At 64.3% G+C, this 20838-nt stretch carries 23 protein-coding genes and 1 riboswitch; of the genes, 16 read left to right on the forward strand and 7 right to left on the reverse strand.

Annotated features, from left to right (window positions below; all coding sequences use genetic code 11):
* Positions 1 to 57: 57 nt before the first annotated feature.
* Positions 58 to 187, forward strand: a riboswitch (FMN riboswitch).
* A 93-nt stretch (positions 188 to 280) separates the two neighbouring features.
* Complete coding sequence (ribB, locus tag FHW83_RS02105) at positions 281 to 940, forward strand: 3,4-dihydroxy-2-butanone-4-phosphate synthase (protein ID WP_176644690.1); 660 nt, start codon at positions 281 to 283, stop codon at positions 938 to 940.
* Here ribB and FHW83_RS02110 read toward each other — a convergent pair.
* Complete coding sequence (locus FHW83_RS02110; RefSeq protein ID WP_176644691.1) at positions 937 to 2319, reverse strand: MFS transporter; 1383 nt, start codon at positions 2317 to 2319, stop codon at positions 937 to 939. The two genes, ribB and FHW83_RS02110, sit on opposite strands and share 4 nt — an antisense overlap.
* Positions 2320 to 2406: 87 nt before the next feature.
* Between FHW83_RS02110 and FHW83_RS02115 the strand changes: the two genes are divergently transcribed.
* From FHW83_RS02115 to FHW83_RS02145, 7 genes are read left to right on the forward strand one after another with little or no spacing between them, the layout of a single operon-like run.
* Complete coding sequence (locus tag FHW83_RS02115) at positions 2407 to 3273, forward strand: LysR family transcriptional regulator (RefSeq protein ID WP_176644965.1); 867 nt, start codon at positions 2407 to 2409, stop codon at positions 3271 to 3273.
* Positions 3274 to 3313: 40 nt separating this feature from the next.
* Positions 3314 to 4078, forward strand: coding sequence for an ABC transporter permease (locus tag FHW83_RS02120; RefSeq protein WP_176644692.1), 765 nt, complete (start codon positions 3314 to 3316; stop codon positions 4076 to 4078).
* A 1-nt stretch (position 4079) separates the two neighbouring features.
* Positions 4080 to 5027 (forward strand): MlaD family protein, encoded by a 948-nt coding sequence (locus tag FHW83_RS02125; RefSeq protein ID WP_176644693.1) that lies wholly within the window; start codon positions 4080 to 4082, stop codon positions 5025 to 5027.
* Positions 5024 to 5665: a hypothetical protein gene (locus tag FHW83_RS02130; RefSeq protein ID WP_176644694.1), complete on the forward strand. Its 642-nt coding sequence runs from the start codon at positions 5024 to 5026 to the stop codon at positions 5663 to 5665. Before FHW83_RS02125 ends, FHW83_RS02130 begins: the two co-directional genes overlap by 4 nt.
* Positions 5662 to 6162 carry a DUF2867 domain-containing protein gene (locus FHW83_RS02135; RefSeq protein WP_176644695.1) on the forward strand — a complete coding sequence of 167 codons (501 nt, stop codon included), beginning with the start codon at positions 5662 to 5664 and terminating at the stop codon, positions 6160 to 6162. Before FHW83_RS02130 ends, FHW83_RS02135 begins: the two co-directional genes overlap by 4 nt.
* A gap of 30 nt (positions 6163 to 6192) precedes the next feature.
* Entirely contained in the window at positions 6193 to 7155 is a 963-nt protein-coding gene (locus FHW83_RS02140) for a nucleoside hydrolase (RefSeq protein WP_176644696.1), read from the forward strand.
* Positions 7156 to 7158: 3 nt separating this feature from the next.
* Positions 7159 to 7503, forward strand: coding sequence for a translation initiation factor Sui1 (locus FHW83_RS02145; protein ID WP_176644697.1), 345 nt, complete (start codon positions 7159 to 7161; stop codon positions 7501 to 7503).
* Between the two features lie 3 nt (positions 7504 to 7506).
* Here the strand turns inward: FHW83_RS02145 and FHW83_RS02150 are convergent, their stop codons facing one another.
* Entirely contained in the window at positions 7507 to 8115 is a 609-nt protein-coding gene (locus FHW83_RS02150; RefSeq protein WP_176644698.1) for a cysteine hydrolase family protein, read from the reverse strand.
* A 96-nt stretch (positions 8116 to 8211) separates the two neighbouring features.
* Here FHW83_RS02150 and FHW83_RS02155 point away from each other — a divergent pair, with 96 nt between their 5' ends.
* Positions 8212 to 9156: a GlxA family transcriptional regulator gene (locus FHW83_RS02155; protein WP_176644699.1), complete on the forward strand. Its 945-nt coding sequence runs from the start codon at positions 8212 to 8214 to the stop codon at positions 9154 to 9156.
* Here the strand turns inward: FHW83_RS02155 and FHW83_RS02160 are convergent, their stop codons facing one another.
* Positions 9157 to 10413 (reverse strand): DEAD/DEAH box helicase, encoded by a 1257-nt coding sequence (locus FHW83_RS02160; protein WP_176644700.1) that lies wholly within the window; start codon positions 10411 to 10413, stop codon positions 9157 to 9159.
* 106 nt (positions 10414 to 10519) lie between these two features.
* On the opposite strand from FHW83_RS02160, the gene FHW83_RS02165 reads away from it, so the two are divergent.
* The gene (locus FHW83_RS02165) at positions 10520 to 11509 is read left to right on the forward strand and encodes a dipeptidase (RefSeq protein ID WP_176644701.1); all 990 of its coding nucleotides are present in this window, start codon (positions 10520 to 10522) and stop codon (positions 11507 to 11509) included.
* Here the strand turns inward: FHW83_RS02165 and FHW83_RS02170 are convergent, their stop codons facing one another.
* Positions 11510 to 12178 carry a TetR/AcrR family transcriptional regulator gene (locus tag FHW83_RS02170; RefSeq protein ID WP_229223984.1) on the reverse strand — a complete coding sequence of 223 codons (669 nt, stop codon included), beginning with the start codon at positions 12176 to 12178 and terminating at the stop codon, positions 11510 to 11512.
* Here FHW83_RS02170 and FHW83_RS02175 point away from each other — a divergent pair.
* Entirely contained in the window at positions 12177 to 12734 is a 558-nt protein-coding gene (locus FHW83_RS02175) for an isochorismatase family protein (RefSeq protein WP_176644702.1), read from the forward strand. The genes FHW83_RS02170 and FHW83_RS02175 overlap by 2 nt on opposite strands.
* A 1-nt stretch (position 12735) precedes the next feature.
* Here the strand turns inward: FHW83_RS02175 and FHW83_RS02180 are convergent, their stop codons facing one another.
* Entirely contained in the window at positions 12736 to 13902 is a 1167-nt protein-coding gene (locus FHW83_RS02180) for a mandelate racemase/muconate lactonizing enzyme family protein (RefSeq protein ID WP_176644703.1), read from the reverse strand.
* An 89-nt stretch (positions 13903 to 13991) separates the two neighbouring features.
* Between FHW83_RS02180 and FHW83_RS02185 the strand changes: the two genes are divergently transcribed.
* On the forward strand, positions 13992 to 14918 hold the full coding sequence (locus tag FHW83_RS02185) for a LysR family transcriptional regulator (RefSeq protein WP_176644704.1): 927 nt from the start codon (positions 13992 to 13994) through the stop codon (positions 14916 to 14918).
* Here the strand turns inward: FHW83_RS02185 and FHW83_RS02190 are convergent.
* A complete protein-coding gene (locus FHW83_RS02190) occupies positions 14851 to 15255 on the reverse strand; it encodes a hypothetical protein (protein ID WP_176644705.1) in 405 nt (134 codons plus the stop codon). The two genes, FHW83_RS02185 and FHW83_RS02190, sit on opposite strands and share 68 nt — an antisense overlap.
* A 59-nt stretch (positions 15256 to 15314) precedes the next feature.
* Here FHW83_RS02190 and FHW83_RS02195 point away from each other — a divergent pair, with 59 nt between their 5' ends.
* Positions 15315 to 15683 (forward strand): MerR family transcriptional regulator, encoded by a 369-nt coding sequence (locus FHW83_RS02195; RefSeq protein WP_176644706.1) that lies wholly within the window; start codon positions 15315 to 15317, stop codon positions 15681 to 15683.
* Here the strand turns inward: FHW83_RS02195 and FHW83_RS02200 are convergent.
* Positions 15676 to 17499, reverse strand: coding sequence for a DUF4153 domain-containing protein (locus FHW83_RS02200; protein ID WP_176644707.1), 1824 nt, complete (start codon positions 17497 to 17499; stop codon positions 15676 to 15678). The genes FHW83_RS02195 and FHW83_RS02200 overlap by 8 nt on opposite strands.
* A gap of 87 nt (positions 17500 to 17586) precedes the next feature.
* On the opposite strand from FHW83_RS02200, the gene dapC reads away from it, so the two are divergent.
* From dapC to FHW83_RS02215, 3 genes are read left to right on the forward strand one after another with little or no spacing between them, the layout of a single operon-like run.
* On the forward strand, positions 17587 to 18801 hold the full coding sequence (gene dapC, locus FHW83_RS02205; protein WP_176644708.1) for a succinyldiaminopimelate transaminase: 1215 nt from the start codon (positions 17587 to 17589) through the stop codon (positions 18799 to 18801).
* Between the two features lie 11 nt (positions 18802 to 18812).
* Positions 18813 to 19640: a 2,3,4,5-tetrahydropyridine-2,6-dicarboxylate N-succinyltransferase gene (gene dapD / locus FHW83_RS02210; RefSeq protein WP_155465432.1), complete on the forward strand. Its 828-nt coding sequence runs from the start codon at positions 18813 to 18815 to the stop codon at positions 19638 to 19640.
* A 26-nt stretch (positions 19641 to 19666) separates the two neighbouring features.
* Positions 19667 to 20812 carry a PilT/PilU family type 4a pilus ATPase gene (locus FHW83_RS02215; RefSeq protein ID WP_176644709.1) on the forward strand — a complete coding sequence of 382 codons (1146 nt, stop codon included), beginning with the start codon at positions 19667 to 19669 and terminating at the stop codon, positions 20810 to 20812.
* Positions 20813 to 20838: the final 26 nt, after the last annotated feature.

Consider the following 20838-nt stretch of genomic DNA (forward strand, 5'->3'; position numbering starts at 1 on the left):
ACCGAAATCCTTAATTTGGGCTAAAATCCTCGCAGCCCGCCGCCCGGCGGGTAACAACAACGTCTTCGGGGCGGGGTGTAATTCCCCACCGGCGGTAAGGTCACACAACCAAGCCCGCGAGCGCTCAGGCGCAGATCTGGTGCGATTCCAGGGCCGACGGTTAAAGTCCGGATGAAAGAAGATGTGCGGTTTACGCATCCTGCACGCCATTTTTTGGCGCGGCCGGCTGCGCGTATTCGCTTGCCCTGTCGCGTTCCTATTTTTTCAAGGAGCGTTCCTCATGTTAGACCAATCCGCGGTATCCCCTTATTCCCTGATATCGGACGATCTGGAAGGCCGTATCCAGGCCGCGCTGGACGCCGTGCGCGCCGGCGTGCCGGTCATCCTGCTCGATGATTTCGACCGCGAGAACGAAGCGGACCTGATCGTGGCCGCTGAAAAGATGACCGTCCAGACCATGGCCATGATGATCCGCGAGTGCAGTGGCATCGTTTGCCTGTGCCTGAGCGCCGACAAGGTGCGCGCGCTGGAGCTGCCGATGATGGCGGCCAATAACGGCAGCCGCTATGGCACCCCGTTCACCGTGTCGATCGAGGCCCGTGAAGGCGTGACCACCGGCGTTTCGGCGGCCGACCGCGTCACCACGATCCGTGCCGCGATCGCGGCTGACGCCAAGCCGTCGGATCTGGTGCATCCGGGCCACGTGTTCCCGCTGCGCGCCACGCCTGGCGGGGTGTTGGCGCGCAAGGGCCACACCGAGGGCTCGGTGGACCTGGCCACGATGGCAGGCCTGAATCCGTCGGCCGTCTTGTGCGAGTTGATGAACCCGGACGGCACCATGATGCGCGGCGCCGACATCGAACGCTTCGCGCAACAGCACCAGATGCCGATCCTGACCATCGCCGAGATGATCGCGTGGCGCGGGCAGCGCGGTATTTAAACCGGCTTTCCGAGTTTGATGTAGCGGTACACCAGCAGTAAAGCGCCCGCGTATGCCGCCGCGATCAACGTGAACGCCAACGGCAGCCGCAGCGCCCACTGCGGCGCGACATGCATCACAGTCCCCATCATCGCCACGCCGACCAGGGCGCCGATCTGCCGATTGGCGTTCAGCGCGGCGGCGGCGCTGTTGGCGTTGGCCTTGCCCGCCACCAGCATCACGGTGGCCGTCATGCCCGGGATCGCGATCCCGATCGCCACATTCATCACCACCGCCGCCGTCACCAGCAGCCAGTACGGCGTATCGGGGTGCAGCCCGGCCAGCATCAGCAGCGCCACCGCCAGCCCCACCATCAAGCCATACAGCATCGGCGGGCGGGTGCCCACACGCGCCGTGATGCGGCCCGAGGTCAGGTTACCCACCGCGAAAGCCGCCATCATCGGTATCAGCTTGACGCCCGTGTGCAGCGCATCCGCCCCGCCCTGCTGAATGAAGAGGCTCAGCAAAAACAGCTGGCCGAACACGGCAAAGTTAATCAGGAAGCCGACGCCGTTGGCCGCGGCAAAAGCCGGCGTTTCAAACAGGGCCTTGGGCAGCATGGGCTGGGAGCCGGTGCGCTCGCGCCGCACCAGCAGCGACGCCGTGATCACCGCCGCCACACCGGCCGCCAGCACTTCCGGCGAGGCCCAGCCCAGCACCGGCCCTTCGATCAGCACAAAGCTCAAGGCGGCCAGCGCCGCCACGCCCAGAGCGTGGCTCAGCATCGACAGCGCGCGCTGGTGCCGCGCGGTGGCCGGAGCCAGCACCTGGGTCAGCACGATGCCAAGCAGGCCGATAGGCACATTCACCCAGAATACGCTGCGCCAGCCAAATTCGTGCACCAGCACCCCACCCACCAGCGGACCAGCCGCCGACGAACAGCCGACGATGGCCGACCAGGTGCCCAGCATGCGCGCGCGCGTGGCCTGGTCCTCGTAGGCATGCGTCAGCAAACTCAAGGAACTCGGCATGAACAGCGCCGCGCCGGCGCCTTGCAGCAAGCGCGCCGCGATCAGCGCATTGCCGCTGGGGGCCAGCGCGCACAACGCGGAACCGAGAATGAACACGCTCAAGCCGCCCTGGTACACCGTCTTCGGTCCAAAACGGTCCGCCAGCGCACCGCCAGCCATCAGCAAGGCGGCGAAAGTCAGCGTATAGCCGTCCACCACCCAAACCAGTCCGGTGAGCGGCACCGACAGGCTGACCGAGATGTCGGACAGCGCGGTGTTGACGGCGGTGACATCGATCATCGCCATCACAAAGCCGATGGCCAGCGTCATCAGCATCAACAAGGGAGGCACGTGCCGTGCCGGCACGGCGGCGGTAGTGGAAGTATTCATGCTCACATGTTAGGCCGCTTGCCTGATGCAGTAAATACGCATAATATCAGCACTCTGATGCAAAAACGCATCACGCTGGAGACCCTCATGGATTGGGATAACGCCCGCATCTTCCTTGCCATCTACCGCAAAGGCACGCTGCGCTCCGCCGCCGCCTTGCTCGACATCGACCAGGCCACGGTCGGCCGCCGCCTCAACGCGCTGGAAACCTCGCTTGGAGCGCGCCTGTTCCTGCGCACGCCATCGGGCTACATGGCCACGCCGGCCGGCGAACTGGCCGTCAGCGCCGCCGAAAAGATGGAGCACGCGGCCCTGCAGTTCCAGCGCGAGATGCAGGGCATCGACAACCGCCTGTCCGGCGTGGTGCGGGTGACCACCTCCGACACCATGGCCGCGCACTTCGTCATCGCCGCCATGCAAAGGCTGCACGTCCAGCATCCCGACATCCGCATCGCACTCAGTACCAGCACCTCCATCACCAGCCTGACGCGGCGCGAGGCCGACCTGGCGGTGCGCACGCTCAAGCCCACCAGTCCGGACCTGATCTCGCGCCACCTGACCAAGCGCAGCATGGGGCTCTACGCCACGCCCGGCTACCTGAAGGCGCGCGGCATGCCGCAACCTGGCAACGGCCTGGCGGGGCATGACATCGTGATCTATCAGGCTTCGGTGGCGCCGCGCCATCAGGAGAAAATCTGCCACGAGCCGGTGCACAACGCGCGCGTGGCGATGGAGGTCAACAGCGGCCTGGCCATGATCGACGCGGCGCGACTGGGCATGGGCGTGGCCGAACTGCCCTGCCACATGGCGGACGGCGACAAGCGGCTGGTGCGCATCTGGCCCGAGCGCGTGGATCACTACGACGTATGGCTGGTGATGCACGCCGATTTAAGCCGCAGCGCCCGCGTGCGGGCGGCGGCGGACGCCATCATCGCCAGCTTCCCGGATAAATAGCGTGCTACTGCCATGGCCGCGTCGGTGCTAATATGCCAACATGAACACACATGCATCCACACCCGGCATCCTGCAACGGCTGCACCAGGGCGCTGTCGCCTGGCTGCACGGCTGGTGGCGGCTGCTGCATTTCGCGGTGCTGATGTTTTCGATGGCGCTGACGCCGGCCAGCTATGGCCGCGCGAACCGGCCGGCGCTGGCTCGCCAACTGGTGGCCGATACGGTACCCAATCTGGCGTGGTACGGCATGCTGTCGGCGCTGGTGAGCCTGGTACTGATCCGGATCGTGGTGGTGACGTCGCAAAGTTACGGCCTGTCGCGCTTCGCGCTGGAGATGGTGGTGCGCGTGCTGGTGCTGGAACTGATACCGCTGACCGCCGCCGCTTTCGTGGCCCTGCGCACCACCCTGCCCGCCGGGCTGGAACTGGCGCAGCGCCGCCAGGCCGCAGACGCCGCCAGCGGCAACACGCTGCACCGCGAATTCTTCCCGCGCGTGATCTCCGGCATTTTCGCCGTCTGGATGCTGGCCGCGGTCAGCTGTGTGCTGACGCTGATCCTGGCCTATCTGTCGCTGTACGGCTTTACGCCTTGGGCGCTGGCCGGCTATACGCGCGTGGTTGGCCAGGTGTTCAATCCCGCGGTCACGCTGATACTGGTGCTGAAGATTGTGTTCTTCAGTTTTGCGGTCGGACTGATACCGATGGCCGCTTCCAGCCGCATTTCGCACGGCCTGTCGGACATGGTCCGCGTTTTTGGCGTGATGCTGCTGATCGAAGTGGCCTCACTCATGGGTAATTACTACTGATATGACAGAACAGAATAACGAAGCCGCGCCGGTACGCAACGCCGAATTCAAGGCCGCCGTGCTGCTGGTGCTGATGGTGGTGCTGGTGCTTGGATCGGCGGTGTACCTGCTGTACGCGCGCGGCGCGTTCGAAGCCACCCAGACGCTGATCCTCCAGGCCGACGATTCGGAAGGCGTGGTGGTGGGCATGGACGTCACCTTCGCCGGCTTCCCCATCGGCCGCGTGCGACGCATCGAATTGAGCCCGGAAGGAAAGGCGCGCGTGGTGGTGGACGTGCCGCGCGAGGATGCGCACTGGCTGCGCAGCTCCAGCATCTTCACGCTGGAGCGGGGGCTGGTGGGCGGCGCCAAGCTGCGCGCGTTCACGGGTATTCCGACCGACCCGCCGCTGGAAGACGGCGCGATGCGCTCACTGCTGGTGGGCGATCCGGGCGCGGAGATTCCACGCCTGCTGGCGGCGGCCAAGGATCTGCTGCAAAACCTGAACGACCTGACGGCCGAGAATTCGGCGCTGGCCGCGTCGCTGGCCAACGTCGCCGGCGTCACCGGCAAGCTGAATGGCCCGCACGGGGCGATGGGCCTGATCGCCGGCGATGACAAGAACGCCCAACAGTTGTCGGAGCGTGCCAACAAGCTGCTTGTCACCGTCAATGCGCTGGCGGTGAAGGCGGACAGCCTGATTGGCCATGCGGATGAGCGGGTCTTCGGCCAGCAAGGCACCATCATCCAGTTGAACGGGCTGTTGGCCGATGCGCGCAATTCGCTCAAGAAAATGGATGCCGTGCTGGTTGAGGCCCAGGCGGTGGCGTCCAACACCAAGGAAGCCACGGCGGATCTGGGCGCGTTGCGTGGCGAAGTGGAAAGCAGCTTGCGGCGCGTGGAGCAGTTGGTGAACGAGATCAATCGCAAGTGGCCATTCAAGCGGGATACGGAGATCAAGCTGCCATGAAGAAGACCATCGTCATCGCCGCGCTGCTGTCGGCCGGCTGCGGCAACAATCCACCGGTCCCGGACTGGCAAATGACGGCGCACAGCAGCATCGAGCGCGCCACGTCGGCCTACATGTCCGGCAACGCGCGCGTGGAGGCCGCCGAATTCGCCCGCGCGCGCGAGGCGCTGGCCAGCACCGGCAAGGTGGAACTGGTGATCCGCGCGGAGCTGATACGCTGCGCCGCGCGTGTCGCCTCGCTGGCGTTCGAGGACTGTCCCGGCTATGACAAGCTGGCGCAGGACGCCAGCCCCGCCGACCGCGCCTACGCCGCCTACCTCAGCGGGGGCGCGGCCGACATCGCGCTGCTGCCGGAGCAGCATCGCGCCGTGGCGGCGGCCAACGACACGACCGCCACCGCCACCGTGCAAGCCATCACCGATCCGCTATCCCGGCTGGTCGCCAGCGGCGTCCTCCTGCGCAGCGGCCGCGCCACGCCGCAGGTGCTGGCGGGCGCCGTGGACACCGCGTCCAGCCAGGGCTGGCGCCGCCCGCTGCTCGCCTGGCTGGGCGTGCAAGCCATGCGCGCCGAACAAGCCGGCGACAGCGCCGAAGCTCAACGCATCCAACGCCGGATTGATCTGGTCAGCAAAAAATGAATATCACAGCCACCTCCGCTCCACGACACAGCGAGATCGCCCTGCGCATGCAAGGCGCCGACTTCCACGACTGCTATGAGATGGCCATCCCCGCGAATTCGCCTTCAGCGCTGGAGCTGTACCTGAAAGTGATGGCCACCACGCCGCGCTGGGTCAACGCCGCCATGGCGCTGCGCAACCGCATCGTGCAACTGGTGGGACTGAAAAACCTCGGCCTGCTGAACGACATCGACCCGGCCAAGCCGGCCAGCGCCTACCGCGTTGGCGACCGCATTGGCATCTTCTCGATCCGCTATCTCAGCGAGCGTGAAGTCATCCTTGGCGACACGGACAAGCACCTGAAGGTTGAACTCTCCGTGTGCAGGCTGCCCGACAAGGTCGCCGTCACCACCGTGGTGCATACGCATAACACGCTGGGGCGTATCTATATGTTGTTCGTCGCCCCCGCCCACCGCCGCATCGTCCCCGCCACGTTGAGGAAAGCCAGCTTCCTGTAAAATCCTGCTTCTTACGATTCAAGGATGGAAATGGCCTACTCTCTCTCCCGGACGCTGCGCGCGTTGTTTGCCGGCCTGGCGCTGTCGTCCGCCATGCTGGCGCAGGCCGCGCCGCAGAAAGTCATCGTCGACATGGACATCGGCGACGACATCGACGACGCCTTCGCCCTCGGCCTGCTGCTGCAGAGCCCGGACATTGAAATCGTCGGCATCACCACCGCCTGGGGCGACACCGCCCTGCGCGCGCAACTGCTGGAACGCATGTTGCGCGAAACGGGCCATAGCCGGATCCCGGTGGCGCAAGGCATTCCGACCAAGGACAATCCGCAGCCCTTCACCCAGGCGCGCTACGCCCAACGCGGCAAGCTGCCGGCCAAGCTGGATGCGATCGACTTCATGCTCGACCAGTTCAAACGCAATCCTGGCCAGGTTACGCTGCTGGCACTCGGTCCGCTGACCAACGTCGGCGCCGCCATCCAGCGCGACGCCGCCGCCTTCGGCAAGGTCAAACAGGTGGCGCTGATGGGCGGCTCGGTGCGCAGCGGCTACAGCAAATCGCAGTATGTGCCGGCCCGCCCGGTGGACAAGGAATACAACATCGTTTCCGACATCGGCGCGGCGCAGACGCTCTTCACGTCCGGCGTGCAGATCGTCATGATGCCGGTCGACTCCACCCAGATCCGCTTGGACGAGGTGGAGCGCACCGCCCTGCTGGGCCACGGCTCGCCGGTCACCGATCAACTGGCCCTGCTTTATCACCAGTGGATCAACGCCTACCAGCCGTGGTCCAGCAACACGCCATCGCTGTTTGACGTGGTGCCGGTGGCCTGGATGATCGATCCATCCGTATGCCCGCTCTCGCCATTGCGCATCGTGGTCGACAACGAGGGCTACACCCGCGAGCGTCCCGGCACGCCAAACGCGCGCGTTTGCCTGACGTCCGATCAGAAGCGCTTCTTCCATGTGCTGATGCCGCGCATGCTGAAGGATTGAGCCATGGCCCTCGTCTACTCGACCGAAACGGGCCGCATGTGCCCCGACTGCCGCAAGCCGCTGGGCCAATGCGACTGCAAGTCAGCCGCCAAAGCCAGGCCGGTTGGCGACGGCAACGTCAAGGTATCGCGCGAATCCAAGGGGCGCGGCGGCAAGACCGTCACGCTGGTGCGCGGTCTGCCGCTGGCCGCGGACGCGCTGGCCGCGCTGGGCAAGCAGCTGCGCAGCGCCTGCGGCTCGGGCGGCACCGTCAAGGACGGCGTGCTCGAAATCCAGGGCGATCATTGCGATCGCGTGATGGCCGAACTGACTAAGCTCGGCCACAAGCCCAAGCGCGTGGGCGGCTAGACCTTATTTGAGCGTGCGCTGGACCGACATGTAGATATTGTCGCGTTCCAGCGCCTTCCCTTCGCGCACGGCCGCGATCCACTGCCCGGTGCTGGCCACGGCGGCAAAGCCGGTATGGAACACCGTGCTGTAGACACGGTGGATCTCTTCCGCGCTGGCCTTGCCGGCCGCGTTCTCATACGACGGCGAGCCGCTGGCGTCCGACAAAAACTCCACCGACAAACCCTTGTGCGCCGCCTCGTAAATGGTGGAGGCGTCGCAATTGTGCGTCATGTAGCCGACGATGGTCAGTGTATCCACGCCGTTCCGTTCGATCCACTGCGCCAGGTCGGTGCCGGTGAACACGCTCGCATACACTTTGTTGATATGGTGCGCAACCGGATGCCGCGTCATCTCGGGATGCAATTGCCATGCGTCCGAGCCCTTGGCGAAAATCGGCGACTGCTCAGGCGCGTCGTGCTGCACCATCACCACCGGAATATCGGCCGCGCGCGCCGCCTCCATCGCCCGTGTGATATTCGGCAGGGAGACGCTCAGCGGCGGATATTCAATCTTCATATTCCCGGTGAAGTATTCGTTTTGCACATCAATGACGATCAAGGCACGGCGCATGGTGTTCTCCTGAGTGGGTTGCGATGAAGGTCATTGTGCGCCAGCCCGCGATCAACAAACAGTGGCCCGAAGGCATACCTCCGATATAATCGGGCCATGAATGCCCGATATAAAATCGCCGTCGTCGCCTTCGATGACATCACGCCCTTCCATCTCTCCGTGCCCGGCATGGTGTTCAGGGATGCCGAGACCTTCGATCTCAGGATCTGCTCCCCCGATCCATCGCCGCTGCGCACCACGGCCGGTTTCGACATCAGCGTGCCGCATGGCCTGCAGGCGATGAGCCGCGCCGACATCGTCATCGTGCCCACCTGGCACGACGATTGCCGCCCGGCCCCGGCCGCGCTGCTGGACGCGCTGCGCCGCGCGCACCGGCGCGGCGCCCGCGTCGTCGGCCTGTGCCTGGGCGCCTTTCCGCTGGCGGAAGCGGGCCTGCTGGATGGCCATGGCGCCACCACGCACTGGTCGTTCGCGCATACGCTGGCCGAGCGCTTCCCAGCCATTACCGTGAATCGCGAGGTGTTGTATGTGGATGACGGGGTATTGACATCGGCGGGCGTCGCGGCCGGACTGGATTGCTGCCTGCACCTGCTGCGCGAGCTATGCGGCGCGGAGGCGGCCAACCGCGTTGCGCGCCAGCTGGTGGTGGCGCCGCATCGCCAGGGCGGGCAGGCGCAATTCATCGAACGCCCGGTGCCGGCGAGCGGCAGCGACGACCGCTTCACGCGGGTATTGGAGTGGGTGAACCTGCATCTGGCCGATCGCCACAGCATCGACGCGCTGGCGGCGCGCGCGGCCATGAGCCGCCGCAACTTCACCCGCCACTTCCGCGACGCCACCGGCACCTCGTTCAAGCAATGGCTGCTCAACCAGCGCGTGGCGCACGCCCAGGGGCTGCTGGAAACCAGCGACGCGTCGATTGAAGTGGTGGCGCAGGAAGCGGGTTTCGGCTCGGCGCTCTCGCTACGCCAGCACTTCCGCGCCACGCTGCATACGTCGCCGTCGGAATACCGGCGCCAGTTCCGCAAGGACGCGGCCTGATTACTTTCCGCCTGCGTTGGCCGCCGCAGCCGCTTCGCGCAGCTTGTCCTTCTTGCTCTTGCGTTTGCCCTTGATGCCGCCATTGACCGTGTCGGTCACGCCATTCGACGGCGCTTCCACTTCGGTCGGCTCGAAGCCGGCGACGATCTCGCGCGGCACGCGTTCACCCTGGCGCTTCTCAATCAGGCGGAAATGCGGCTCCGACTCGGCGGTAATAAAGCTGATCGCCACGCCACTCAATCCGGCGCGGCCGGTACGGCCGATGCGGTGGGTGTAATCAACGGCGGACCGTGGAAGGTCGTAGTTCACCACCGCCGGCAAGCGCGCCACGTCGATGCCACGCGCCGCCACGTCGGTCGCCACCAGCACTTGCAGGCGGCCGGCCTTGAAATCGGCCAGCGCATCGGTGCGCGCGCCCTGGCTCAACTCACCGTGGAAGGAAGCGGCGCGAATGCCATTGCGGTTCAACTTCTCCGCCACGTGGTCCGACGCGTACTTGGTGGCGACAAACACCATCACGCCGCTCCACTTGTGTTCAAGGATCAGGTGCTTGAGCAGCATGGTCCGGCGCGGCACGTCCACCGAAATGGCGCGCTGCCGGATATCCGGCTTGCTCTCCGGCTCCGCCAGTACCTCGATACGCGACGGCTGGTGCAGCAGGCGGTCGGCCAGCGCTTGCACCGCCGGCGGGAAGGTCGCGGAGAAGAACAGATTCTGGCGCTGCTTGGGCAGCAGCTCCAGCACCCGATTCAATTCCTCGCTAAAGCCCATGTCCAGCAGGCGGTCGGCTTCGTCCAGCACCAGCGTATGGGTGTGCGCGACATTCAGCGCATTGTGGTCGATCAGGTCCAGCAGGCGGCCAGGCGTGGCCACCACGATGTCGGCGCTACCGCGCAGCGCCAGCATTTGGGGGTTGATCGACACGCCGCCGAACACCACCGACACCTTGACCGGCTCGTTCAAATGCGACGCCAGCTTGCCGATCGCCTCCCCCACCTGCGCCGCCAGCTCGCGCGTCGGCACCAGCACCAGGCCATGCAGCTTGCGCGGCCACTTGCGTTTTTCCAGCAGCGATTGCAGCAGCGGCAGCGCAAAAGCGGCGGTCTTGCCGGAGCCGGTTTGCGCCGCGCCCAGCACATCCTCTCCACGCAGGATGGCGGGGATGGCGGCACGCTGGATCGCGGTCGGTTCCTGGTAACCGATTTCGGTCACGGCGTTAAGCAGCGGGGGTGCAAGGCCCAGTGTGGAGAAAGACATGTCGGCCTTCGGATACGGATGAAAAGCCGCCAGTATAAAGCATGCGACAAATTTGCCCCGCGCGGACTTTCGTGGGACTATAGCCTTTTTAACCACATCGACGATCATGATTAACTGGGACGCCCATGCTTGCCTGCCGCAACATCCGCTGGCCGACTTCACGCCCGTACGCAAACTGCATGCGGCCGGCGTGAATTATGTATCGTTGAACGTGGGCGCGGACATGAACCCGGTCTCGCAAGTGATGTCGGTGATCGCCGGCTACCGCGCCACCATCGCAGCGGAGCCTGAGCACTATGTGCTGGTCTCCAGCGTGGACGACATCATCCAGGCGGCGGCCGACGGCCGCATGGCGGTCACCTTCGACCTCGAGGGCTCGATGCCGCTGCTGGACCAGCCCGAGATGGTGGCGTTGTACGCGCAACTGGGCGTGCGCCAGATGCATTTCGCCTATAACCGCAACAACAGCGTGGCCGATGGCTGCCACGACGTGGCGCGCGGCCTCACGCCCCTGGGCCACCGCATGGTGCAGGCGGTGAACGACAACGGCATCCTGATGGACTGCTCGCACACCGGCCGCCAGTGCAGCCTGGAGATCATGGAAGCCTCGTCGAAGCCGGTGATTTTCAGCCATGCCAACCCGTACACCCTGGCGCAGCACGGCCGCAACGTCACCGACGAGCAGATACGCGCCTGCGCCGCCACTGGCGGCGTGGTATGCGTTTCGGGCCTGTCCTGGTTCCTCGGCAGCGCGCAGCCCAACGCCGATGACGTGTCACGCCATGCCGCCTATATCGCCGATCTGGTGGGCGTGAGGCACGCGGGGATAGGCTTGGACATCTGCTTCCAGCAACCAGGCCTGGACGACACGCCACCAGGCGAGTTCGATCCGGGTCATTGGTGGCCCGCTGCCGCAGGCTACAACGCGGACAAGCCGCCCAGCTTTACGCCGCCGGAAGTCTGGCGCGAACTACCGGCCGCACTACGCAGGACCGGCATGAGCGACAAAGAAGCGGAACTGGTCCTCGGCCGCAATATGATGCGCGTGGCGCAGCAGGTATGGAGCTGCCCGCAAGCGCCGGCCAAAGCCGCCTGATTACCTGTGCAGACGGGTTTTCAGGTAGGCGACCAGCGCCAGCTTGAATTCAGCCACCAGTTCGCGGCGCTCCGCCGCCGCAGCCTGCGCGTACAGCGGATTAAGGCCCTTGACGATTTGCAGCGCTACGTTGGCGGTGCGTAGCGCCTCGTCCTCTTTCATTTCCGGTTTTTTCTCCCGCAGCGCCGCGCCAAACTGGGCACGCAAGCGCTGGCGGGAATCGGCATTGCGCTGATAGCCCAGCGTGGCGTTCAGCAGCGTAAAGTAGGCCGGATGCTCCTCAAAAAATCCGATCATCAGATCAAAGACGCGGTCAACCAACGCCGTGACGCTCAACTGCGCGGCGTCCGCGATCAGGCCACTCCAGCGCCGCGCCATCTGTTCGCCATACTGCTCACGCAGGGCGCGCGCCAGCGCCAGCTTATTGGGAAAGTATTGATACAGCGCGCCAATAGACGAGCCGGATCGTTCGGCAATCGCCGTCATGGTGGCGGCATCGAAACCGGCTTGGGCGAATTCGACGGCGGCGGCATCCAACATGGCGGCCATGCGCTGCTCGCCGCGTTGCTGTTGCGGCTTGCGCCTGGGTGCTTTTGCAGTATCTGAGGACATCCTCATATTATAAGCTACAATATATGAGGATACCCTCACTTTTAAGGAGCGCACCATGGAAGCAATCAACACGGCATTGGTATTAATCGATCTTCAACACAGCAACGTCGAGCGTACGCTGGCGCCGCATGCGTCGCAACGGGTGGTGGAAAATTGCGCGCGGCTGGCGCAGCTTGTACGGCGCAAAGGCGGCACCGTGGTCTACGTGCGCGTATTGGTGAATGAATTGCGGCAGCAGCCGGCCGACATTTCCGTTGGCCGCGCCCCGTCCGCCCCGCCACTGCCGGCGCAGGCATGGGAAATCGTCGCGGGCGCAGGACGGCAGGATGACGATATTGTGATCGACAAGCGTCAATGGGGCGCCTTCCACGGCACCTCCCTGGACCAGCAACTGCGCCGCCTTGGCGTCCGTACCATCATCCTTGGAGGTATTGCCACCAACTTCGGCGTGGAGTCGACCGCGCGCGCGGCCCAGGATCTGGGCTACGCCCTGGTGTTCGCGGAGGACGCCATGTCGAGCATCAAGGCAGAGATGCATCAGTTCGCGGTACAGAACATCTTCCCTATCCTCGGCCGCGTGCGCGGCACGGACGAAGTGCTGGCGATGCTGTAGATCAGGCGCTGAGGGCCCGCATCTCGCTGTAGAGGTTCGACTTGCCCTCGAAGCCGATGCCCACCAGCTCCGGCATGGTGATGTAACCGTTATCGACCCGCACGCCGTCCGGGAAGCCGCCGAAGGGCTGGAACAGGTCCGGATAGGACTCATTGCCACCCAGCCCAAGGCCGGCCGCGATGTTCAGCGACATCTGGTGGCCGCCATGCGGGATGCAGCGGGTGCGCGACCAGCCATGCTGGTGCAGCATGTCCAGCGTGCGCAGGTACTCCACCAGGCCATAGCTCAAGGCGCAATCGAACTGCAGCCAGTCGCGGTCCGCGCGCATGCCGCCGTATCGGATCAGGTTACGCGCATCCTGCATCGAGAACAGGTTCTCGCCGGTGGCCATCGGCTTGTCGTAGTAGTTGCGCAAGGTCGCTTGCAACTCGAAGTCCAGCGGATCGCCGGCTTCCTCGTACCAGAACAAATCGTATCGCGACAGCGCCTTGGCGTACTTGATGGCGGTGTCGAGATCGAAACGGCCATTGGCGTCCACCGCAAGCTTCTGGCCGTCGCCCAGCACGCTGAGGATGGCGTCGATGCGGCGCAGGTCTTCGTCCAGCGAGGCACCGCCGATCTTTTTCTTCACCACCGTGTAGCCGCGATCGATGTAGCTGCGCATTTCATCTTTGAGCGCCTCGTGGCTCTGGCCCGGATAGTAGTAGCCGCCGGCGGCGTACACGAACACCTTGCGGTCCGGCGAGCCGCTGCCATAACGCTCCGCCAGCAACTGGAACAGCGGCTTGTGCTCGATCTTGGCCACCGCGTCCCAGATCGCCATGTCAATGGTGCCGATGGCCACCGAACGCTCGCCATGGCCGCCGGGCTTCTCGTTGGTGAACATGCAGTCCCACACCTTGTGCGGATCGAGGTTGGTGCCTTCCGCGTTCAGCAGCGAGAACGGATCGGCTTCGAGGATGCGCGGGATGAAGCGTTCGCGCATCAACTTGCCCTGGCCGTAACGGCCATTCGAGTTGAAGCCGTAGCCCACCACAGGCTTGCCATCGCGGACCAAGTCCGTGATCACGGCCACGAGGCTCAACGTCATCTTGCTGAAATCGATGTAGGCATTGCGAATCGGGGAGCTGATAGGAATGGTCTTTTCGCGAATCTCGACGATTTTCATGATGCGGCCTCCGTTGAACAATGGACGCCAGCTTACTCTTGAAAGATAGTCGTATAATTTACTGAAAATAATTCCTTTATTAACTTCAAGTGAATAACGATATCGTCTCCGAGCTGTCTTTCTTCGTCATACTGGCAAGACTGGGCAGCCTGGCCGCCACCGCGCGCGAACTGGGATTGACGCCGCCGGCCGTCACCAAGCGGCTGATGCTGATGGGGCGGCGCCTCGGCGTGCGCCTGCTGAACCGCACCACCCGCCGCGTGAGCCTGACCAGCGAAGGCGAGACCTACCTCGCGCAAGCCACGCGCATCCTGGCCGACATCCGCGACATGGAAGAATCGGTATCGAGCGGGCGCGCAGCGCCCAAGGGGCTGCTGCGCGTGAACGCCACGCTGGGCTTCGGCCGCACCACCATCGCGCCGCTGGTATCGGCATTCGCGCGCCGCTATCCGGACGTGGAGGTGCGGTTGCAGCTGACCGACCGCCCCATCAACCTGGTGGAAGACGCCTACGACCTGGGCATACGCTTCGGCGAACTGCCTGACACGCGGCTCAGCGCGCGCAAGATCCTGTCCAACCAACGCTACCTGTGCGCCTCGCCGGCGTACTTGAAAAAGAACGGCGTGCCGCGCGCGCCGCAGGATCTTGCGCGGCACCGCTGCATCCTGCACCGCCAGAATGACGACAGCTACAGCACCTGGAAACTGCAGAAAGGCCGCAAGCAAGAGTCGGTGAAGGTACACGGCAGCCTGTCCAGCAACGACGGCGACGTGGTGCTGGGCTGGGCGCTGGAAGGTCACGGCATCCTGCTCCGCTCCGAGTGGGACGCGGCCAAGTATCTCGACAGCGGCCGCCTGCAGGTGGTCCTGCCGGACTACACCCTGCCCTCGGCCGACCTGTATGCCTATTACCCAAGCCGCCAGCAGCAGCCTGCCCGCGTGCGCGCTTTCATCGATTTTCTGGTGGAGAGCGTACCGGCAGCCACTGCGCCACGCCCCAGGCGAATTCCGGGATGATGAAAAGCCACAGCAGCGGCGCGCCCGTAACGGCCAGGGTCCAGCCCATCCAGGTGGTGAACAAGAAGCGGGCAACGCCGTCGAAGCGGCCGTACCGTGTTTGCGGATCGCTGACGCGCAACACGGACCACACCAGCACCACGCTGCCCAGCAGGCAGGCAAACAGCACGTGGAATGGCGTGAAGGCCGGTAGCGCAGTCCCGCCCAAGGCCTGGTTGATGGCAGCCAGCTGTTCGTGGGCGTAGGCGAAGCTCCACGGGGTGGCGAAAGGTGCGGTCACGATCAAATCATAGATCGCGCTGCCCAGGACGATTTTGCGGAAGGTGGTAGTTTTCATGCAGCCATGCTAAAGGCTGGAGTACACTCCAGGGTCAAGCAGTTTTTTGGAGATCATGGATGCAAATCGGAGAAATCGCCGGCGCCACTGGCCTGAGCCGCGACACCTTGCGCTTTTACGAGAAACGCGGCCTGCTGCGCGCGCGTCGCGCCGCCAACGGTTATCGCGACTATCCGCCGGAAGCCGTCGACTGGCTGCGCTACATCCGGCTGGCGCAAACGCTGGGCTTCACGCTCACAGAAATCGAGGCCGACCTGCCGCTGCTGGCCGAGCCGGATACTTCAGCGCCCCAACTGCGCGCGGCGCTGGAGCGCAAACTGGCCGATATCGACCAGCGCATCGACGGCCTGCAACGGCTGCGCGGCGAACTGCTGCGCCGCCTGGGCGAGGACATGCAAAGCTGTCCGCTGCAGGGCGGCGCTACTTGACCTCGTCGCACGCCTTTTCATTCGGCTGGAAGGTCTGGTTCAGCTCCACGCGCCGCCCGCCGACTTGCAATTCCTTGAAGCGCGGCGTGACCAGCGTGAACTCTCCCTTGCGCAGCTTTTCCACCAGCGGCTTGCAACTGATGTCGCCGTAGCCGACGTTGGCGGCCACCGTCCAGCTGCCATCGGCGCTTTCCGCGAACACCTGGCCGCCGCCCGCGTGCTGCTTCTCGATCAGCAGCACCTCCGGCTTGCCGTCACCGTCGGCGTCGATCAGGAAGGCGTCGCACTTGCCTTCCCGCTTGCTCAGGCAATCGGGCTTGAGATGGTCCTGCATGATGTTCCATTTCTGCGCGAGGAAGCTGGCCGGCAGTTGCGCGCCGGACGGCCACACCGTCAGGTTGTCCGCCACGGAGACTGGCGCGGTGGCGCGCATCGGGTGCTTCCAGCGGTCGCTGTCGTCCAGCGCCAGCATGGCCGCCGCTTCGCGCGCCAGGACGGCGGCATCGGGCCCGGTGCTGCGCTGCTTCAGTTCCTCCAGCGCGGCGCGGCCGTACCGCCCGCCTTCGAAGCGCAGGTAGCGGAAATCGAAATCGGCGGCGGCGGTCTTGCCCTTGGCCAGCCGCGCCATCTGGCTGTTGACGCCGATGCGAGCGGGGTCGGCGATCGGTGTGAACAGCACAAACAGCACCGCCAGCACGAGGAAGGCCGCCCACACGTTGATTCTGCTGACCGGCAGCAGCCAGGTGTCGTACTGGGAGGCCGCCCACAGGTAGCCGATGGCATAGAAGGCCGCCACCAGCAGGCAGGCCGCCGCGATCACGCGGTCCGAGGTCCAGCCGTATTGCGCCACGCGCAGTCCCAGCGCATAGACGCCGACCAGGGTCACAGGCAGGATCAGGATGGCGGCCGTGCGCGCGCCGACGCGCAGCGGCAATGCCACAATGGCCTCCCCATTCTGGAACGCGGCGTTGATCAGCACCAGCAGCACCGCCGCGGCGCTCAGCAGCACCGAGGTGGCGTGGCGCGTCTCCCACAACGCGGACAGGCCGGTGAAAGGCAGCGTGCAGATAAAGCCGGTCACCAGCACCACCGCCACCGGCAATATCCATGACATCAGCACCAGCAGCAGGGTGCGAATGCCGCGTACGATGGCCGGCCGCACATCCGTCACGTGCATGGCGCAGGAAAAAGCGGTGCAGATCACCGGCACGTTGAACCACGACTCGCGCAGCAACTCCTGCAGGAACTTCAGCTTCACCAGCATGAACAGCTGGGATCCCATGAACAGCACAAAGAACAAGGCGCCGACGAAGAACGCGGAAAACAACAGTTGTATAGCCAGCTTCCACGCCACCTCGAAATAGGTATTGTAGGTGGCGATGCGACGCCCCTCCTGCGCCCCGGCAAGCACCAGCGTATGGGCGATGAAGAAGAATACGGCGCTGAAGAAGACCAGCAGCACCGAGGGCGAATAGATCGGCTTATGATCCCAATTGCTCAGCAGCGGCTGCGCATTCTGGTCGCGCCAGGCGTCATGCAGCGACAACGCCAGCAGCACGGCCAGCGCCGCCAGCAGCCATATCGCGGCCTGGCGCGGCTTCAGGTGGCCCAGGCTGGAGATCAGCAGCACCGGCAAAATCAGCAGCACGGTGGTCAGCGGCACCATGGCGAACGGCGCGGTGGCCGGCCACGCGACGTCGCGCGCGGCGGCATACAGCCAATACAGCAGCAGCCCCTGTAGCAGCCCGATGGCCAGCCTTGCCGCCATCACTCTGCGGCTGACCTCCGCTTCCAGTGCGATCTCGTTGTGCTCCATGTTGTCCCACCCATCTTATTAATTCGATTATTTTAATAATTTAGCATGAATGACCGGCCGGGCGTGGAGGCGCTATAATCGAAGACTATGAATCCACTTCTCGACAAGCTGCACCCCTACCCTTTCGAAAAACTGCGTCTGCTGTTTGAGCAAGTCACTCCCAGCCCGCAGCATAAAGCCATTAGCTTGGGCATGGGTGAGCCCAAGCATCCTACGCCGAAATTCATTGAACAGGCGCTGGTCGACAATCTCGGCGGCCTGGCCGTCTATCCGACCACCATCGGTTCGCCCGAGATGCGCGACGCCATCGCCGGCTGGCTGGAACGGCGCTACAACCTGCCGAAGCTGAATCCGGCCACGCAGGTGCTGCCAGTGAACGGCTCGCGCGAGGCGCTGTTCGCGCTAGCGCAGGCGGTCATCGACAAGGACGCCAAGTCGATCGTGGTCAGCCCGAATCCGTTCTACCAGATTTACGAAGGCGCGGCCCACCTGGCCGGCGCCGAACCGTACTTTGTCAACTCCGACCCGGCGCGCAACTTCGGCTGCGACTACGACAGCATTCCGGAAGAAGTGTGGAAGCGCGTGGCGCTGCTGTTCGTCTGCTCGCCCGGCAATCCGACCGGCGCCGTGCTGTCGCTGACCGACTGGGAGAACCTGTTCGCCCTATCGGAGCGCTACAACTTCATCATTGCCGCCGACGAGTGCTATTCCGAGATCTACCACGGCGAGCAGCCGCCGCTGGGGGCGATGGAAGCCACCCATCAACTGGGCCTGGCCACCATCGACAAGCCATATGCGCGCCTGGTGGTGTTCAGCAGCCTGTCCAAGCGTTCCAACGTGCCTGGCATGCGCTCCGGCTTCGTCGCCGGCGACGCCGACGTGCTGAAGAAATTCCTGTTGTACCGCACCTATCACGGCGGCGCCATGAGCCTCTCCGTGCAAGCTGCGTCGATCGCGGCGTGGAACGACGAAACCCATGTCGAACAAAACCGCGAACAATACCGCGCCAAGTTCAACGCCATCACGCCTTTGCTGAAGGAAGTGCTGGACGTGGAACTGCCGGACGCCGGCTTCTACCTGTGGGCGGACGTCAGCCGTACCGGCTTGTCCGACACCGAGTTCGCCCAGCGCCTGTACGCCGAATATAATGTCACCGTACTGCCAGGCAGCTACCTGGCGCGTGAAGCGCACGGCATCAATCCGGGCCGCAACCGCATCCGCATGGCGCTGGTCGCCGAGACGACGGAAGGCCTGGAAGCGGCGCAGCGCATCGTCCAATTCTGCAAGTCCCTTAACAAATAATTGAGTCCATCATGAGCCAACAACTCCAGAACATCATCGAAACCGCCTGGGAAGACCGCGCGAACATCAATCCGGCCAACGGTTCCGCCGAACTGCGCGACGCCGTCAACCACGTGCTGGCCGGCCTGGACGCGGGCACCATCCGCGTGGCCGACAAGGCCACCGGCACCTGGGTGGTGAACCAGTGGGTCAAGAAAGCCGTGCTGCTGTCGTTCCGCCTGGAGAACAACGTGGTCCTGCCATCGGACGGCACCATGCAGTTCTACGACAAGGTGCCGACCAAGTTCGCCAACTACACCGCCGACGATTTCGCCAAGGGCGGCTTCCGCGTGGTGCCGCCGGCTGTCGCCCGCCGCGGCTCCTTCATCGCCAAGAACGTGGTGCTGATGCCTTCCTACGTCAACATCGGCGCCTACGTCGATGAAGGCGCGATGGTCGACACCTGGGCCACCGTCGGCTCGTGCGCGCAGATCGGCAAGAACGTCCACCTGTCGGGCGGCGTGGGCATCGGCGGCGTGCTGGAACCGATGCAAGCCAATCCAACCATCATCGAAGACAACTGCTTCATCGGCGCCCGCTCGGAAATCGTCGAAGGCGTGATCGTGGAAGAGAACTCGGTGATCTCGATGGGCGTGTACATCGGCCAGTCGACCAAGATCTACGACCGCGCCACCGGCGAAGTGACCTATGGCCGCGTGCCTGCCGGCTCCGTGGTGGTATCGGGTTCGCTGCCATCGGACGACGGCAAGTACTCGCTTTACTGCGCCGTGATCGTCAAGCGCGTGGACGCGCAGACCCGCTCCAAGACCAGCATCAACGAACTGCTGCGCGGCGTATAATCTGATGTAAAAACCGGAGAACCACCATGGCCATGGACCGCTTGTTCCAACTGATGAAGGAAAAGAACGCGTCGGACATGTTCTTCGCGGTGAATTCTCCGGTTCACATCAAGATCAACGGGAACCTCATCCCGATCAACCAGCAAAAGCTGGAGCCGGAGAACATCCACGCCCTGCTGGCGGAAATCGCCACACCGGAGCAGATGGAGGAACTGGCAAGCACCAATGAATTGAACATGGGCGTCTCGGTGCCCAACCTGGGGCGCTTCCGCCTGTCCGCGTTCCGGCAGCGTGGCAGCATCTCCGCCGTGTTCCGCTTTGTCCCCGCGACGATTCCCCTGCTGGCCGATTTGCAGCTGCCGCCTGTGCTGGCGGACCTGATCATGGAAAAGCGCGGCTTGCTGCTGCTGGTGGGTTCCACCGGTTCCGGCAAATCGACCACCATCGCGTCCATGCTGGATCATCGCAACGAACTGCGTTCCGGCCATATCCTGACGCTGGAAGATCCGATCGAGTACCTGTTCCGGAATAAGAAATCCATCGTCAACCAGCGCGAGATCGGCAGCGACGCCAAGGACTTCCACACCGCGCTGCGCAACTCCATGCGCCAGGCGCCGGACTGCATCCTGATCGGCGAGATCCGCGACAAGGAAACCATGGCCGCCGCGCTGGCCTACGCGCAGTCGGGCCACCTGGTGCTGGCGACCCTGCACGCCAATAACAGCTACAACGCGCTGAACCGCATCATCAGCTTCTACCCGATCGAGAACCGCGCGGCGTTGCTGCAGGATTTGTCGAGCACCATCAAGGCCATCGTGTCGCAGAGGCTTGTGCGCTCGATCAACGGCGGCACGCGCTCGGCGGCGGTGGAAGTGATGGTCAACACCCGCTACATCGCGGACCTGATCGAGAAAGGCGAAATCAGCCAGATCAAGGAAGCGATGGAAAAGAGCATGTCGCCCGGTTCGCAATCGTTCGAACAGGCCTTGCTCAAGCTGGTGCAGGATGGCCTGGTCAGCCAGGACGAAGCCCTGGCCAACGCCGATTCCGCCACCAACCTGCTCTGGCTCCTCAACAATGGCCCCGACAGCAAGCTGGCCAAGGCCGATGAACCGGAATCCAAGCCAGCAGCCAGCGAAGCATCCTTTACCGAATTTACCCTCAATACCTAGGCAGCCCTGACACGGAGATGAAAGAT

This window comes from Duganella sp. SG902 (assembly GCF_013376005.1).
Classification (GTDB): Bacteria; Pseudomonadota; Gammaproteobacteria; order Burkholderiales; family Burkholderiaceae_D; genus Rugamonas.

What these genes read in the sequence shown, in the direction of transcription:
- dapD (WP_155465432.1), top strand. Translation starts at nt 18,813, where the DNA reads ATGAGCCAACAACTCCAGAACATCATCGAAACCGCCTGGGAAGACCGC.
- FHW83_RS02135 (WP_176644695.1), top strand. Translation starts at nt 5,662, where the DNA reads ATGAATATCACAGCCACCTCCGCTCCACGACACAGCGAGATCGCCCTG.
- dapC (WP_176644708.1), top strand. Translation starts at nt 17,587, where the DNA reads ATGAATCCACTTCTCGACAAGCTGCACCCCTACCCTTTCGAAAAACTG.
- FHW83_RS02125 (WP_176644693.1), top strand. Translation starts at nt 4,080, where the DNA reads ATGACAGAACAGAATAACGAAGCCGCGCCGGTACGCAACGCCGAATTC.
- FHW83_RS02175 (WP_176644702.1), top strand. Translation starts at nt 12,177, where the DNA reads ATGGAAGCAATCAACACGGCATTGGTATTAATCGATCTTCAACACAGC.
- FHW83_RS02170 (WP_229223984.1), bottom strand. Translation starts at nt 12,178, where the DNA reads ATGGTGCGCTCCTTAAAAGTGAGGGTATCCTCATATATTGTAGCTTAT.
- FHW83_RS02140 (WP_176644696.1), top strand. Translation starts at nt 6,193, where the DNA reads ATGGCCTACTCTCTCTCCCGGACGCTGCGCGCGTTGTTTGCCGGCCTG.
- ribB (WP_176644690.1), top strand. Translation starts at nt 281, where the DNA reads ATGTTAGACCAATCCGCGGTATCCCCTTATTCCCTGATATCGGACGAT.
- FHW83_RS02180 (WP_176644703.1), bottom strand. Translation starts at nt 13,902, where the DNA reads ATGAAAATCGTCGAGATTCGCGAAAAGACCATTCCTATCAGCTCCCCG.
- FHW83_RS02190 (WP_176644705.1), bottom strand. Translation starts at nt 15,255, where the DNA reads ATGAAAACTACCACCTTCCGCAAAATCGTCCTGGGCAGCGCGATCTAT.
- FHW83_RS02195 (WP_176644706.1), top strand. Translation starts at nt 15,315, where the DNA reads ATGCAAATCGGAGAAATCGCCGGCGCCACTGGCCTGAGCCGCGACACC.
- FHW83_RS02115 (WP_176644965.1), top strand. Translation starts at nt 2,407, where the DNA reads ATGGATTGGGATAACGCCCGCATCTTCCTTGCCATCTACCGCAAAGGC.
- FHW83_RS02165 (WP_176644701.1), top strand. Translation starts at nt 10,520, where the DNA reads ATGATTAACTGGGACGCCCATGCTTGCCTGCCGCAACATCCGCTGGCC.
- FHW83_RS02130 (WP_176644694.1), top strand. Translation starts at nt 5,024, where the DNA reads ATGAAGAAGACCATCGTCATCGCCGCGCTGCTGTCGGCCGGCTGCGGC.
- FHW83_RS02120 (WP_176644692.1), top strand. Translation starts at nt 3,314, where the DNA reads ATGAACACACATGCATCCACACCCGGCATCCTGCAACGGCTGCACCAG.
- FHW83_RS02110 (WP_176644691.1), bottom strand. Translation starts at nt 2,319, where the DNA reads ATGAATACTTCCACTACCGCCGCCGTGCCGGCACGGCACGTGCCTCCC.
- FHW83_RS02145 (WP_176644697.1), top strand. Translation starts at nt 7,159, where the DNA reads ATGGCCCTCGTCTACTCGACCGAAACGGGCCGCATGTGCCCCGACTGC.
- FHW83_RS02200 (WP_176644707.1), bottom strand. Translation starts at nt 17,499, where the DNA reads ATGGAGCACAACGAGATCGCACTGGAAGCGGAGGTCAGCCGCAGAGTG.
- FHW83_RS02215 (WP_176644709.1), top strand. Translation starts at nt 19,667, where the DNA reads ATGGCCATGGACCGCTTGTTCCAACTGATGAAGGAAAAGAACGCGTCG.
- FHW83_RS02155 (WP_176644699.1), top strand. Translation starts at nt 8,212, where the DNA reads ATGAATGCCCGATATAAAATCGCCGTCGTCGCCTTCGATGACATCACG.
- FHW83_RS02160 (WP_176644700.1), bottom strand. Translation starts at nt 10,413, where the DNA reads ATGTCTTTCTCCACACTGGGCCTTGCACCCCCGCTGCTTAACGCCGTG.
- FHW83_RS02150 (WP_176644698.1), bottom strand. Translation starts at nt 8,115, where the DNA reads ATGCGCCGTGCCTTGATCGTCATTGATGTGCAAAACGAATACTTCACC.